A 12,536-nucleotide genomic window follows, 5' to 3' on the forward strand; every position below is an offset into this window, starting at 1 on the left:
ACCATGGCATCCGCATCCGCATCCGCTTTCGAGTACGCACCGGCGCCCGAGTCACGCTCCGTCGTCGACATCGCACCCTCCTACGGTCTGTTCATCGACGGCGAGTTCACCGAGGCGGCGGACGGCAAGGTCTTCAAGACCGTCTCCCCCTCCACCGAAGAGGTCCTGTCCGAGGTCGCCCAGGCGGGCGCGGAGGACGTGGACCGCGCCGTGAAGGCCGCCCGCAGGGCCTTCGAGAAGTGGTCGGCCCTGCCGGGCTCCGAGCGCGCCAAGTACCTCTTCCGCATCGCCCGGATCATCCAGGAGCGCAGCCGCGAGCTCGCCGTCCTGGAGACCCTCGACAACGGCAAGCCGATCAAGGAGACCCGCGACGCCGACCTCCCCCTGGTCGCCGCGCACTTCTTCTACTACGCGGGCTGGGCCGACAAGCTCGACCACGCCGGCTTCGGCGCGAACCCCCGCCCCCTGGGCGTCGCGGGCCAGGTCATCCCCTGGAACTTCCCCCTCCTGATGCTGGCGTGGAAGATCGCCCCGGCGCTGGCGACCGGTAACACCGTCGTCCTCAAGCCCGCCGAGACGACCCCCCTGTCCGCCCTGTTCTTCGCGGACATCTGCCGCCAGGCGGGCCTGCCCAAGGGCGTCGTCAACATCCTTCCGGGATACGGCGACGCGGGCGCCGCGCTCGTCGAGCACCCCGACGTGAACAAGGTGGCCTTCACCGGCTCCACCGCCGTCGGCAAGGCGATCGCCCGCCAGGTCGCGGGCACGGACAAGAAGGTCACCCTCGAACTCGGCGGCAAGGGCGCGAACATCGTCTTCGACGACGCCCCCATCGACCAGGCCGTCGAGGGCGTCGTCACCGGCATCTTCTTCAACCAGGGCCAGGTCTGCTGCGCGGGCTCCCGTCTCCTCGTCCAGGAGTCGATCCACGACGAGCTGCTGGACTCGCTCAAGCGCCGCCTGTCCACCCTCCGCCTCGGCGACCCCCTGGACAAGAACACGGACATCGGCGCGATCAACTCCGCCGAGCAGCTGTCCCGTATCACCTCGCTCGTCGAGCAGGGCGAGGCCGAGGGCGCCGAGCGCTGGTCCCCGGCCTGTGAACTCCCCTCCTCCGGCTACTGGTTCGCCCCGACGCTCTTCACGAACGTCACCCAGGCGCACACCATCGCGCGCGACGAGATCTTCGGCCCTGTCCTGTCCGTCCTCACCTTCCGGACCCCCGACGAGGCCGTCGCCAAGGCCAACAACTCCCAGTACGGCCTCTCCGCCGGCATCTGGACCGAGAAGGGCTCCCGGATCCTCGCCGTCGCGAGCAAGCTGCGCGCGGGCGTCATCTGGTCCAACACGTTCAACAAGTTCGACCCGACCTCGCCGTTCGGCGGTTACAAGGAGTCGGGCTTCGGCCGCGAGGGCGGTCGCCACGGCCTGGAGGCGTACCTCGATGTCTGAGAAGACCGACAAGACCGAGCAGCAGCGACTGAGCGTCTTCAAGACCTACAAGCTGTACGTGGGCGGGAAGTTCCCGCGTTCCGAGAGCGGCCGGGTGTACGAGGTGACGGACTCCAAGGGCAAGTGGCTGGCCAACGCGCCCCTCTCCTCCCGCAAGGACGCCCGTGACGCGGTGGTCGCCGCCCGTAAGGCGTTCGGCGGCTGGTCCGGTGCGACGGCGTACAACCGCGGTCAGATCCTCTACCGCGTCGCCGAGATGCTGGAGGGCCGCAAGGACCAGTTCGTCCGTGAGGTCGCCGACGCGGAGGGCCTGTCGAAGTCCAAGGCTGCCGCGGTCGTCGACGCGGCGATCGACCGCTGGGTCTGGTACGCGGGCTGGACCGACAAGATCGCCCAGGTGGTGGGCGGCGGCAACCCGGTCGCGGGTCCCTTCTTCAACCTGTCCACCCCGGAGCCGACGGGCGTCGTCACCGTCCTCGCGCCCCAGGAGTCGTCCTTCCTGGGCCTGGTCTCGGTGATCGCCCCGGTGATCGCGACCGGCAACACGGTGATCGTGATCGCGAGCGAGAAGTCCCCGCTCCCGGCGCTGTCACTGGGCGAGGTGCTGGCCACGTCCGACCTGCCGGGCGGCGTCGTCAACGTCCTCTCCGGCAAGGCGGCGGAGATCGCCGCTCCCCTCGCCGCGCACCAGGACGTCAACGCGATCGACCTCGCGGGCGCGGACGACGTACTGGCGAAGGAGCTGGAGATCGCCGCGGCCGACAACCTGAAGCGGGTCGTCCGTCCACAGGCTGTGGATTATTCACGGACGCCCGGCATCGAGCGCCTGACGGCCTTCCTGGAGACGAAGACGGTCTGGCACCCGACGGGCGCGCTCGGCGCCTCCGGCTCGTCCTACTGAGTGGTTCCCCGTGCCCCGTCCCGGGGCACGGGGAAGCTCACGCACCCCCCAGCAACCCCAACGCCCGCCCCACCACCGGCACGCTCCCCACCGACGGCGCCTGCGCCATCGGCCCCGTCAGGGCCTGCGAGGCCAGCGGCTTGAAGTCCGCGAGCTGGGCGCCCACCCCGTTGTCGAGCGGGTCGACCCCCGTGCCGGCGAGCGGGTTGGGCTTGAGGCCCGCGACCGGACCGGTGACATATCCCACCGCGCCGGTCACGGCCCTCAGACCCGACTGCGGGTCGAGGTTGCCCAGCGAGGTGGGCTGGGTGCGCATCAGATCCACGGCGGGAGCCGTGTCCGCGACGGCCGGACTCGCGGCGGCGGCCGCACCGGCGGCGACCACCCCGAGCGCGACGGCGATGCGCGCGGTGGTCCGGGCCGGGGGGGTCTGCTGGTGTGCGTGTCGCGCCATCGGATGTCCTCTTCGGTGAACGTAACGAATGCGAGCGGAGAGCAACGGGACTCGCACGCAGAGTAGTTGACCCGGGTGCCGTTCCGTGCGGCGATGGCGGCGGATTCCCCTGTGCGGGTCAACAGACATACGGACGTAACCGCGATAATCCTTCGGGATAATGTTCCGGAGGCCTGCCGAAGCGCGGCGTGGCCCGGCCGAGTCACAGAAGGTACAGAGAATTGGGTTCCCATCCTCCGATACCCACCCGTGTGGTGCTGCTCTGCGGCCCCTCCGGCTCTGGAAAGTCCCTTCTCGCGGCCGACTCCGGACTTCCCGTGCTCCGCCTCGACGACTTCTACAAAGAGGCCACCGACCCGACGCTCCCCCAGGTCGAGGGCAGCTCCGACATCGACTGGGACCATCCGCAGTCGTGGGACGCTGACATCGCGGTCGCGGCGATCGAGGAGCTGTGCCGTACGGGACGTACGACCGTCCCCGTCTACGACATCGCGCAGAGCGCCCGTACCGGCGCGGAGGCGCTGCACATCGAGCGGACGCCGCTGTTCATCGCGGAGGGCATCTTCGCCGCCGAGATCGTCGAGCGCTGCCGGGAGCTGGGGATGCTGGCCGACGCGCTGTGTCTGTCGCGCGGCCCGCTGACCACGTTCCGCCGCCGCTTCCTGCGGGATCTGCGGGAGGGCCGCAAGTCGGTCCCGTTCCTGCTGCGTCGTGGCTGGCGCCTGATGCGCACCGAACGTTCGATCGTGGCCCGGCAGAGCGCGCTGGGCGCCCACCCCTGCGACAAGGCCGAGGCCCTGGGCCGACTGGCCGCGGCGGCCGCCGGGCGCTGCACGACACCGGCGTAGTCGGGGGCCCTGCGCGAAGACGCGCGAAGAGGCCACTCACCGAAAGGGGCCACCACACGAAAAGAGGCCCAGGCGAACCCCCCGTCCGCCCGGACCTTTTCTCGTTTCCCCCGTGCTCCCCCGTGCTCCTCAGGGGTCCCCCGACCCCGTTGGTTTTCCCCCCGGTACTGCTCCCCCGTACCAACCGGTACTACCGGTTGCCTGCTCCCCCACAGACCTTCAGGCGACGAGCTCCCCGAAGGACTCCTCCTCGTCACGGCCGAAGCTGAGGACATCGTCCTCACGCATCCGGCGCAGCGACCGCCAGATGCTCGACTTCACCGTGCCGACACTGATGTCGAGGATCTCCGCGATCTCCGGGTCCGTGCGGCCCTCGTAGTAACGAAGGACCAGCATGGTGCGCTGGAGTTCGGGCAGCCGGGCCAGCGCCTGCCACAGCACGGCGCGCAGCTCGGTGCCGCGCATCGCGTCCGTGTCACCGGCGGTCTCCGGCAGTTCCTCGGTCGGGTACTCGTTCAGCTTGCGGCGGCGCCACGCGCTGATGTGCAGATTGGTCATGGTGCGGCGGAGGTAGCCCCCGACCGCGGCCTTGTCACTGATCCGGTCCCAGGCCCGGTACGTCGAGAACAGCGCGCTCTGCAGCAGGTCCTCGGCCTCGAAGCGGTCCCCGGTCAGGTGGTAGGCGGTTGCGTACAGGGAGGCGCGGCGCTCCTGGACGTAGGCGGTGAACTCCGCCTCCGACACCGAGCGACGTTCCCCCGTGGCCTCCCTGTACGCGGCTCCCCCGTGAGCTCCCCCGTTACCGCCGTTCTCCCCCGTGAAGGCGTCAACCACCGTCATGTACGTGGTGTGCTGACGCCCGGTGCCGCGAGCGCACCCCCGCCCGCTCACGGCACCGGACTTCTCCGAACCCCTGACGTCGTGGAGCCGCGTGACAACTGCGCTAGTGCTGGTGCTGTGCAGCGTGTTCATCTCGCGCCCCCCGTCGTGGAGTTCCGGTTCTTCGGTTCGTTCCGTCGTGCTGTGCCGCTGTCTTGCCGTCGTGCTCTCTTGCTTGTGTCGAAAAGCTTGCCCGGGCCACTTCATGGCCGTGTCCGCCGACTGTCACAGACCTGTCACAGGGCCCCTCCCCAGGCGCGTCACGGGACGATCACAGCGCGGTCACAGAGGAGAGCGGTACGGCTACGCGGATGGCCTTCGGGCGCCCCGTTCTGTGCGAGAGATGGGTGGGAGCGCTCCAACTGTCGAAAGAGTCCCTCGCCATGGGCCAGAATGACGTTCGTGCCTTCCCTGTTGCTGATCGAGGACGACGACGCCATCCGGACGGCCCTGGAGCTCTCTTTGACGCGCCAGGGACACCGGGTGGCCACCGCTGCCACCGGCGAGGACGGTCTGAAACTGTTGCGTGAGCAGCGGCCGGATCTGATCGTGCTGGACGTGATGCTGCCCGGCATCGACGGATTCGAGGTGTGCCGGCGCATCCGGCGCACGGACCAGCTGCCGATCATTCTGCTGACCGCGCGCAGCGACGACATCGACGTCGTGGTCGGACTCGAGTCCGGCGCCGACGACTATGTCGTCAAGCCCGTGCAGGGGCGGGTGCTCGACGCCCGTATCAGGGCCGTGCTGCGGCGCGGGGAGCGCGAGGCCAACGACTCGGCGACGTTCGGCTCCCTCGTCATCGACCGTGCGGCCATGACGGTCACCAAGAACGGCGAGGATCTGCAGCTGACGCCCACCGAACTGCGGCTGCTCCTGGAGCTGAGCCGCCGGCCCGGACAGGCGCTGTCCCGCCAGCAGTTGCTGCGACTGGTGTGGGAGCACGACTACCTGGGCGACTCGCGGCTGGTGGACGCGTGTGTCCAGCGGTTGCGCGCGAAGATCGAGGACGTTCCGTCCTCGCCCGCCCTGATCCGTACGGTCCGCGGAGTCGGCTACCGACTGGACACTCCTCAGTGACCCCACCGCACGACGAGCTCCGCGGCTGGGCCGCGGCGCGCCGGGCGATCCTGGCGGGGCTGCGCTTCACGAGCCTGAGACTGCGGCTGGTCGTGGTGTTCGGACTCGTCGCGCTCACGGCCGCCGTCTCGGCGTCGGGCATCGCGTACTGGCTCAACCGCGAGGCGGTGCTGACGCGTACGCAGGACGCGGTGCTGCGCGACTTCCAGCAGGAGATGCGCAACCACGCGAGCATGCTGCCGGTGCACCCGGCACAGGACGAACTGCAGCGCACGGCGGGCCAGATGGCCAACAGCAGCCAGCGCTTCAGCGTCCTCCTCGTCGCCCAGGACGGCACCGGCAAGACGGTCATCGGCAACTCCGCGCTGGACACCTTCACGCTGGACGACGTACCCAAGTCCCTCCAGAAGGCCGTGAACAAGGAGCAGTCGCTCTCTTCGAACAACAAGTCGGCCTATCACCTGTACTGGCAGCGCATCACCGACCACGACAAGCCGTACCTGGTGGGCGGCGCGAAGGTGATCGGCGGGACGACGACCGGCTACATGCTCAAGTCCCTGGAGCCCGAGGCCAAGGACCTCAACTCGCTGGCCTGGTCACTGGGCATCGCGACCGGCCTGGCCCTGATCGGCTCGGCACTGCTCGCGCAGGCCGCCGCGACGACGGTCCTCAAGCCCGTGCACCGCCTCGGCATCGCGGCCCGCCGTCTGGGCGAGGGCAAGCTCGACACCCGGCTGCGCGTCTCGGGTACGGACGAACTCGCCGACCTCTCCCGTACGTTCAACCACACCGCGGAGTCCCTCGAGAAGCGCGTGGACGACATGAGCGCCCGCGAGGAGGCGTCCCGCCGCTTCGTGGCGGACATGTCCCACGAACTCCGTACGCCGCTCACCGCGATCACCGCCGTGACGGAGATCCTGGAAGAGGAACTCGACGCGGAGACCGGCAGTGTCGACCCGATGATCGAACCGGCCGTCCGGCTGGTCGTCAGCGAGACCCGCCGCCTCAACGACCTCGTCGAGAACCTCATGGAGGTCACCCGCTTCGACGCGGGCACCGCCCGGTTGGTCCTCGACTACGTGGACATCGCCGACCAGATCACCGCGTGCATAGACGCGCGCGCCTGGTTGGACGCCGTCGACCTGGACGCCGAGCGCGGCATCATGGCGCGCCTCGACCCGCGCCGCCTGGACGTGATCCTCGCGAACCTCATCGGCAACGCGCTCAAGCACGGCGGCAGTCCGGTCCGTGTCTCGGTCCGGGAAGAGGCCGACGACCTTCTCATCGAGGTCCAGGACCACGGGCCCGGCATCCCCGAGGACGTCCTCCCGCACGTCTTCGACCGCTTCTACAAGGCGAGCGCCTCCCGCCCCCGCTCCGAGGGCAGCGGTCTGGGCCTGTCCATCGCCCTGGAGAACGCGCACATCCACGGCGGCGAGATCACCGCGGCCAACGCGCCCAAGGGGGGCGCCGTCTTCACGCTCCGCCTCCCTCAGGACGCGTCGGAGCTGCTCGCCGACGACGAGCGCGGACGGAACGGGAACGGTATGGAGGGCAGCGCCGGATGACGACCTTGGTACGAGGCCGGGGCGGGCGCCGACGGACGCCTCTCGCCCTCCTCTCGCTCCCCCTCCTCACCGTCCTGCTCGCGGGCTGCGGTATCCGCTCCACCCAGGTCCCGACGGACTTCGGCCCGGCGCCGTCCCGGGTCCCGTGCGCGCTGTCCGGCCAGGACGTCACCACCCAGTCCTCCCGTGGCGTCCCGGTCCAGGTCTTCCTGATCTGCTCCGGGCAACTGGTGACCGTCGACCGGTCCGTGCGGATTCCCGACGGTACGGCGGAGCGGGCGCGGCGGGTCCTGGTGGCGCAGGGGCTCCTCGACGAGCTCGCTGAGACGCCCTCCACGCCCGAGCAGCAGGCCGGTTACACGACCGACGTGCGGGGCGGGATGACGGTGAGCGGGCCTCGGCCCAAGGACCCCGAGGACGCGCTCCGCCTCAGCACCCCTCCCCAGGACCTGACCTCCGCCGCCCTCGCCCAGATCATCTGCACCTTCTCCGACTCCGCCGCCGCGCAGGACGACGGTTCGGTCATCCTCGGCGGCCCCGACGCCACCCCGTTGCGCAGCTACGAGTGCCCCACCGACGTCCGCGCCAACCCCACCACCAAGTCCCCGCCGTCCACGGCGGTCGGCGGCGCGTAGCCGTCTTGCCGGCCTGAACGGCCCCTGGACGCCGAGCCGGTTCCCGCTCCGCACCGTACGTGTGGCGCATCCCTCACCCCTCAGCCCCAAGCTCACCAACAACCCGGAACCGATCCTGCCGACCCCGGCGTCTTGGGAGTCGTGCAACGTCAAGGCGAAGGCGGCGGCAGCGCCGTGACCCGCGTCCGTGCGACAGGAGCTCTCCTCCTCGTCGCACATCTCGCGCTCGTCGCCTGGCTCACCCTGCGTCCCCTGGACGTCCCCTGGGTGAGCCCCGCCAACCTCCGCCCGTTCGCCGGCATCAGGGCCGATCTCGTGCTGGGCCCGGCGGAAGCCGCCCGCCGGATGGGCGAGGGCCTCGGCCTGCTCGCCCCACTCGGCGTCCTGCTCCCCATGGCCGGCGGCAAGCTGACGGCGTCCCCGCTCGGTTCCCTCGTCCGCACGGTCGCCGCCGGCGCCCTGATCTCGATGGGCATCGAACTGCTGCAGACCGGCGTTCCCGGCCAGGTCGTGGACGTCGACTCCCTGCTGCTCAACACGGTCGGCGTCGCCCTGGCCCATCTCGCGATCGTGCCGGCCGCCAGGGTCGGGCTCCGCCGCCGGGCCGAGACCCGGCGCCGCGCGGCCCTCCCCCGGGAGGACACGGCTCAGGGTCGGACCCCGACGATTCCCAGGGTCGGCATCGCCCCATAGAGCGACGCTTCGCCCCCTTCGTCACCGTAGCGTTGAAGACATCGAAGCCGGAGACCTCGAAGAAGACGTCGATGTCCCCACACCCCGGCATCCCGCCACGGTTCACGAAGGAGCCATCATGACCGCCCTTGCCCGCCCCACCAACGGCCGCATGATCGGCGGAGTGTGCGCAGCGCTGGCGCGGCGCTTCGGCACCTCCGCGACCACGATGCGCGTGATCTTCGTTCTCTCCTGCCTGCTCCCGGGCCCGCAGTTCCTGCTCTACATAGCGCTGTGGATCCTGTTCCCCTCCGAGGACAAGGCCCGCACGGCCTGGTGACCCCCGGCCGGACCCACGGCATGACACGCCGGTGGGGCGCACCCCATCAGGGTGCGCCCCACCGGCGTTCGTACAGGCGAAAGAGCGAAACAAGCGGAAGGCGTCAGCCGAGCGGCAGCCCGTTCACCGGCAGACCGTGCGTCGGCAGGCCCTGCAGCGGCAGCCCCCCGAGCAGCCCGGCCACCGGCGCCGCCGGCCCGTCGGCAAGGACCTTCGCGACGGCGGGCTGGGCCGCGGCCACCCCCGCGCCGAGCGCACCCTGCCCCTGGGTGAGCGCCTCTCCCGCACCCGGGAGCGCCGCCGCGGCGTTCTGCGCGGGCAGCGTCTGGGTAACGGTGTCCAGCGCCTGGGAGGCGTCCGGCACGGCCGGGGCGGCGTTCGCGGCGCCCGCGCCGACGGCGGCGAATGCGGCACCGAGAGCGGCGACACCGAGGGTCTTGGCAGCAGACTGCTTCATATTGAATGCGTCCTTGGATCCGTGTGACGGGGATGTGAGCGGTCCAAAAACGTAAACACGCAGAGCCACCCTCCGCAAACATAAGAAAGCAGCCGATTCATGGAGAACAAGTGAAGACCCGGCTGCTTTTCGCTCCTTCGATCAGCCCTGTTCCCCCAAGGAACCGCTGGTGGAGGCGGCCTACTGGAACAGCCATTCGGATTTGAGTTCCGCATATCCAGGCTTGATCACGTCATTGATCATCGCCAGTCGTTCATCGAAAGGAATGAATGCTGACTTCATAGCATTGACAGAGAACCACTGCATATCTTCGAGCGAATAACCGAACGCCTCGACCAGGTGCTCGAATTCGCGCGACATGCTCGTCCCTGACATGAGCCGATTGTCCGTGTTCACGGTCGTCCGGAAGTGCAGGCGCCGCAGCAGACCGATCGGGTGCTGCGCGTAGGAGTCGGCGGCACCGGTCTGGAGGTTGGAGCTGGGGCACAGTTCCAGCGGGACGCGCTTGTCACGGACGTACGAGGCCAGCCGTCCGAGCTTCACCGAGCCGTCCGCCGCGACCTGGATGTCGTCGATGATCCGCACACCGTGGCCGAGCCGGTCCGCACCGCACCACTGGAGCGCCTGCCAGATGGAGGGGAGACCGAAGGCCTCACCGGCGTGGATGGTGAAGTGGTTGTTCTCGCGCTTGAGGTACTCGAAGGCGTCGAGGTGACGGGTGGGCGGGAAGCCCGCCTCGGCACCCGCGATGTCGAAGCCCACCACGCCCAGGTCGCGGTAGCGGTTGGCCAGTTCGGCGATCTCCAGGGCACGGGCCGCGTGCCGCATGGCGGTGAGCAGGGCGCCGACCCGGATGCGGTGGCCGCTCTCCCGGGCGCGCCGTTCGCCCTCACGGAAGCCCTCGTTGACGGCCTCGACGACCTCTTCGAGGGTGAGCCCGGTCTCCAGATGCTGCTCGGGCGCGTAGCGCACCTCGGCGTAGACGACTCCGTCCTCGGCGAGATCCTCGGCGCACTCGGCGGCGACCCGCACCAGCGCCTCGCGCGTCTGCATGACGGCACAGGTGTGGGCGAAGGTCTCCAGGTACCGCTCCAGGGACCCGGAGTCGGCGGCCTCGCGGAACCAGACGCCGAGTTTGTCGGGGTCGGTCTCGGGGAGCCCGGAATAGCCGGTCTCCTGGGCGAGTTCCACGATCGTCCCGGGGCGCAGGCCCCCGTCGAGGTGATCGTGCAGCAGGACCTTGGGCGCCCGGCGGATCTGTTCCGAGCTCGGGGTGTTCTGGATCTGGCTCGTCATTTTCGCACTGTAGCCCCTACGCGCGTAGATCTCCTGTCGAGCCGTCCGTCGATATGTAACGGTGACCAGGCGGACGGGTGGCGTACACCGTCACTTCTGACACTGTTCTGTCATGGCACAGCAAGCGACGCCGGTTCGCAGGGCCCGGCTGGGGAGGACGATCGGCCCGGAGCCGACGGCCGTCAGCGGAGTGGTTCTGCTGCTTCCGGGCGGCGACGAGGTCTCCGCGCGCAGACCGTCCCCGATGTTGGCGACCGCCTCCGTACGCGCGCTCGGCCGCAGGCTCATGCGCGCGGGACACGCGGAAGGCCTGGCCGCCCATGTCGTGCACTACCGCTTCCGCGGCTGGAACGGCAGCGAGGCGCATCTCGCGAACGACGCGTCCTGGGCCGCCGACGAGGTCGTACGCCGCTACGGGGACGTGCCGGTGTGCCTCGCCGGTGTGGGCATGGGAGGCCGGGCGGCGCTGCGTGCGGCCGGGCACACCGCCGTCAACTCCGTTCTGGCGCTCGCCCCCTGGCTGCCCGAGGACGACGTGGCGGCGCCACCCGAACCGGTGAAGCAGCTCGCCGGGCGGCGCGTGCTGATCGTGCACGGCACCAACGACGAACGCACCGACCCGGAGTTGTCCTTCCGGCTCGCGGCACGGGCGAAGAAGTCCAACCGGGACATCTGCCGGTTCGAGGTCCACTCCGACGGGCACGGGTTGCACCAGTACCGGTCCGAAGTGCACGCGCTGTCGCAGGACTTCGTGATGGGGGCGTTGTTCGGACACGGGGTGTCGCGCCCACTGGAGGACGCGTTGGCCGCGCCGCCGCCGTTGGGGTTGCGGATGCCGCTCGCCTCCGGCTTCGGGCGGGCGTTGCGTCGCTAGGCCGTGTTTCGTCTACGGCGTGGTGGGGGCTGGTCGCGCAGTTCCTCGCGCCCCTGAGAACCGCCCCTGAAGACGGGGCGCCTGCGCCCCTCAGTCCGGTAGCAGGTGCCCCCTCCTCGACAGCAGGAACTTCTTGAAGGCCGCCACCGGCAGCGTGTCCGGGTGGCCGTCCAGCCATGCCACTCCGATCTCGCGGACCGCTCTCGGGGCCGTGACCGTCAGTTCGACCACCCCTGGGCGGGGTACGGCCGGTGGGGGCAGGAGGGCGACTCCGAGGCCGGCGGCCACCAGGCCCCGTAGGGTCTCGGCCTCCTCGCCCTCGAAGGCGATGCGGGGCTTGAAGCCGGCCTCCTGGCAGAGATCGTCGGTGATGCGGCGCATGCCGTAGCCGGGTTCGAGGGTCACGAAGGTCTCGTCGGCGGCCTCGGCGAGACGGATGCGTTTGCGGGCGGCGAGGCGGTGGTCGGCCGGGACCACGAGCCGGAGCTTCTGCTCGTCGAGGAGACGGCCCACCAGGTCAGGCGCGTCCGGCACCGGAGAGGTGAGGCACAGGTCCAGCTCGCCCGAGCGCAGTCCCTCCAGCATCGCCTCGCCGTAGTTCTGGACGAGGCTGAAGCGGACCCGCGGGTGGTCGGCCCGGAAGGCGCGGATCAGGCCGGGGACGGTCTCCGAGCCCATGGTGTGCAGGAAGCCGAACGCGACCTTGCCGGTGGCCGGGTCGGCGTCCGCGCGCACCTCCTCGGCGGCGCGCTCGATCTCGGCGAGGGCCCGCTCGACGGAGGAGAGGAACGTACGGCCCGCGGGGGTGAGGGAGACCGTGCGGCCCCGGCGCGCGAACAGATCGACGCCCAGGTCCTGTTCGAGCCGGACCATGGCGCGCGACAGGGTCGACTGGGGGACCCGCATCTCCTGCGCGGCGCGTGTGACGTGCTCCGTGCGGGCGACCCCGGCGAAGTACACGAGGCGTGGGGCGAGCAGCCTCGACATGCCCGCGCTGTCTTCTGTGTCACTGAACGGTGACAGGTGAGGCTGTGACCTTTGCTGATGCACCATGGGAACGATTATGACGATTCCATGCAT

At 70.0% G+C, this 12,536-nt stretch carries 14 protein-coding genes; 9 read left to right on the forward strand and 5 right to left on the reverse strand.

Annotation, left to right across the window (positions count from 1 at the left end; genetic code table 11):
* The first annotated feature begins 3 nt into the window (after nucleotides 1-3).
* Both ACIRA5_RS11685 and ACIRA5_RS11690 read left to right on the forward strand, forming a co-directional pair.
* A complete protein-coding gene (locus tag ACIRA5_RS11685; RefSeq protein ID WP_099920961.1) occupies nucleotides 4-1,452 on the forward strand; it encodes an aldehyde dehydrogenase family protein in 1,449 nt (482 codons plus the stop codon).
* Nucleotides 1,445-2,353 carry an aldehyde dehydrogenase family protein gene (locus ACIRA5_RS11690; protein ID WP_403689821.1) on the forward strand — a complete coding sequence of 303 codons (909 nt, stop codon included), beginning with the start codon at nucleotides 1,445-1,447 and terminating at the stop codon, nucleotides 2,351-2,353. Before ACIRA5_RS11685 ends, ACIRA5_RS11690 begins: the two co-directional genes overlap by 8 nt.
* A gap of 37 nt (nucleotides 2,354-2,390) precedes the next feature.
* Here the strand turns inward: ACIRA5_RS11690 and ACIRA5_RS11695 are convergent, their stop codons facing one another.
* Complete coding sequence (locus tag ACIRA5_RS11695) at nucleotides 2,391-2,807, reverse strand: hypothetical protein (RefSeq protein ID WP_403689822.1); 417 nt, start codon at nucleotides 2,805-2,807, stop codon at nucleotides 2,391-2,393.
* A gap of 221 nt (nucleotides 2,808-3,028) precedes the next feature.
* On the opposite strand from ACIRA5_RS11695, the gene ACIRA5_RS11700 reads away from it, so the two are divergent.
* Nucleotides 3,029-3,655 (forward strand): uridine kinase, encoded by a 627-nt coding sequence (locus ACIRA5_RS11700; RefSeq protein ID WP_403689825.1) that lies wholly within the window; start codon nucleotides 3,029-3,031, stop codon nucleotides 3,653-3,655.
* Nucleotides 3,656-3,874: 219 nt separating this feature from the next.
* Here ACIRA5_RS11700 and ACIRA5_RS11705 read toward each other — a convergent pair whose 3' ends face one another.
* Nucleotides 3,875-4,627 carry a SigE family RNA polymerase sigma factor gene (locus tag ACIRA5_RS11705; protein WP_403689827.1) on the reverse strand — a complete coding sequence of 251 codons (753 nt, stop codon included), beginning with the start codon at nucleotides 4,625-4,627 and terminating at the stop codon, nucleotides 3,875-3,877.
* A 309-nt stretch (nucleotides 4,628-4,936) separates the two neighbouring features.
* On the opposite strand from ACIRA5_RS11705, the gene afsQ1 reads away from it, so the two are divergent.
* The 5 genes from afsQ1 to ACIRA5_RS11730 all read left to right on the forward strand — a co-directional run bounded on the left by afsQ1 (nucleotide 4,937) and on the right by ACIRA5_RS11730 (nucleotide 8,829).
* Entirely contained in the window at nucleotides 4,937-5,614 is a 678-nt protein-coding gene (gene afsQ1, locus ACIRA5_RS11710) for a two-component system response regulator AfsQ1 (RefSeq protein WP_352049150.1), read from the forward strand.
* The gene (locus ACIRA5_RS11715; RefSeq protein WP_403689830.1) at nucleotides 5,512-7,182 is read left to right on the forward strand and encodes an ATP-binding protein; all 1,671 of its coding nucleotides are present in this window, start codon (nucleotides 5,512-5,514) and stop codon (nucleotides 7,180-7,182) included. The genes afsQ1 and ACIRA5_RS11715 overlap by 103 nt, the downstream gene beginning before the upstream one ends.
* Nucleotides 7,179-7,817, forward strand: a complete 639-nt coding sequence (locus ACIRA5_RS11720; RefSeq protein WP_403689833.1) for a hypothetical protein — start codon at nucleotides 7,179-7,181, stop codon at nucleotides 7,815-7,817. Before ACIRA5_RS11715 ends, ACIRA5_RS11720 begins: the two co-directional genes overlap by 4 nt.
* 141 nt (nucleotides 7,818-7,958) lie before the next feature.
* The gene (locus ACIRA5_RS11725) at nucleotides 7,959-8,510 is read left to right on the forward strand and encodes a VanZ family protein (RefSeq protein WP_403689836.1); all 552 of its coding nucleotides are present in this window, start codon (nucleotides 7,959-7,961) and stop codon (nucleotides 8,508-8,510) included.
* Nucleotides 8,511-8,628: 118 nt separating this feature from the next.
* Nucleotides 8,629-8,829 (forward strand): PspC domain-containing protein, encoded by a 201-nt coding sequence (locus tag ACIRA5_RS11730; RefSeq protein ID WP_054233643.1) that lies wholly within the window; start codon nucleotides 8,629-8,631, stop codon nucleotides 8,827-8,829.
* Nucleotides 8,830-8,932: 103 nt separating this feature from the next.
* On the opposite strand, the gene ACIRA5_RS11735 is transcribed toward ACIRA5_RS11730, so the two are convergent.
* Entirely contained in the window at nucleotides 8,933-9,286 is a 354-nt protein-coding gene (locus tag ACIRA5_RS11735) for an ATP-binding protein (RefSeq protein ID WP_095852927.1), read from the reverse strand.
* A 180-nt stretch (nucleotides 9,287-9,466) separates the two neighbouring features.
* A complete protein-coding gene (locus ACIRA5_RS11740; RefSeq protein WP_403689839.1) occupies nucleotides 9,467-10,582 on the reverse strand; it encodes an adenosine deaminase in 1,116 nt (371 codons plus the stop codon).
* Between the two features lie 112 nt (nucleotides 10,583-10,694).
* Here ACIRA5_RS11740 and ACIRA5_RS11745 point away from each other — a divergent pair, with 112 nt between their 5' ends.
* On the forward strand, nucleotides 10,695-11,456 hold the full coding sequence (locus ACIRA5_RS11745; RefSeq protein WP_352049144.1) for an alpha/beta hydrolase: 762 nt from the start codon (nucleotides 10,695-10,697) through the stop codon (nucleotides 11,454-11,456).
* A gap of 90 nt (nucleotides 11,457-11,546) precedes the next feature.
* On the opposite strand, the gene ACIRA5_RS11750 is transcribed toward ACIRA5_RS11745, so the two are convergent.
* Nucleotides 11,547-12,509, reverse strand: coding sequence for a LysR substrate-binding domain-containing protein (locus tag ACIRA5_RS11750; RefSeq protein ID WP_403689842.1), 963 nt, complete (start codon nucleotides 12,507-12,509; stop codon nucleotides 11,547-11,549).
* Between the last annotated feature and the right edge of the window lie 27 nt (nucleotides 12,510-12,536).

Origin of the sequence: Streptomyces sp. NPDC096311, assembly GCF_044763085.1 — a bacterium.
In the GTDB taxonomy this organism is placed as follows: Bacteria; Actinomycetota; Actinomycetes; order Streptomycetales; family Streptomycetaceae; genus Streptomyces.

Bases quoted from the DNA above. Each gene is read 5' to 3' on its own strand.
- ACIRA5_RS11685 (WP_099920961.1), top strand. From the start codon at position 4: ATGGCATCCGCATCCGCATCCGCTTTCGAGTACGCACCGGCGCCCGAG.
- ACIRA5_RS11690 (WP_403689821.1), top strand. From the start codon at position 1,445: ATGTCTGAGAAGACCGACAAGACCGAGCAGCAGCGACTGAGCGTCTTC.
- ACIRA5_RS11695 (WP_403689822.1), bottom strand. From the start codon at position 2,807: ATGGCGCGACACGCACACCAGCAGACCCCCCCGGCCCGGACCACCGCG.
- ACIRA5_RS11705 (WP_403689827.1), bottom strand. From the start codon at position 4,627: ATGAACACGCTGCACAGCACCAGCACTAGCGCAGTTGTCACGCGGCTC.
- ACIRA5_RS11720 (WP_403689833.1), top strand. From the start codon at position 7,179: ATGACGACCTTGGTACGAGGCCGGGGCGGGCGCCGACGGACGCCTCTC.
- ACIRA5_RS11730 (WP_054233643.1), top strand. From the start codon at position 8,629: ATGACCGCCCTTGCCCGCCCCACCAACGGCCGCATGATCGGCGGAGTG.
- ACIRA5_RS11735 (WP_095852927.1), bottom strand. From the start codon at position 9,286: ATGAAGCAGTCTGCTGCCAAGACCCTCGGTGTCGCCGCTCTCGGTGCC.
- ACIRA5_RS11740 (WP_403689839.1), bottom strand. From the start codon at position 10,582: ATGACGAGCCAGATCCAGAACACCCCGAGCTCGGAACAGATCCGCCGG.
- ACIRA5_RS11745 (WP_352049144.1), top strand. From the start codon at position 10,695: ATGGCACAGCAAGCGACGCCGGTTCGCAGGGCCCGGCTGGGGAGGACG.
- ACIRA5_RS11750 (WP_403689842.1), bottom strand. From the start codon at position 12,509: ATGGTGCATCAGCAAAGGTCACAGCCTCACCTGTCACCGTTCAGTGAC.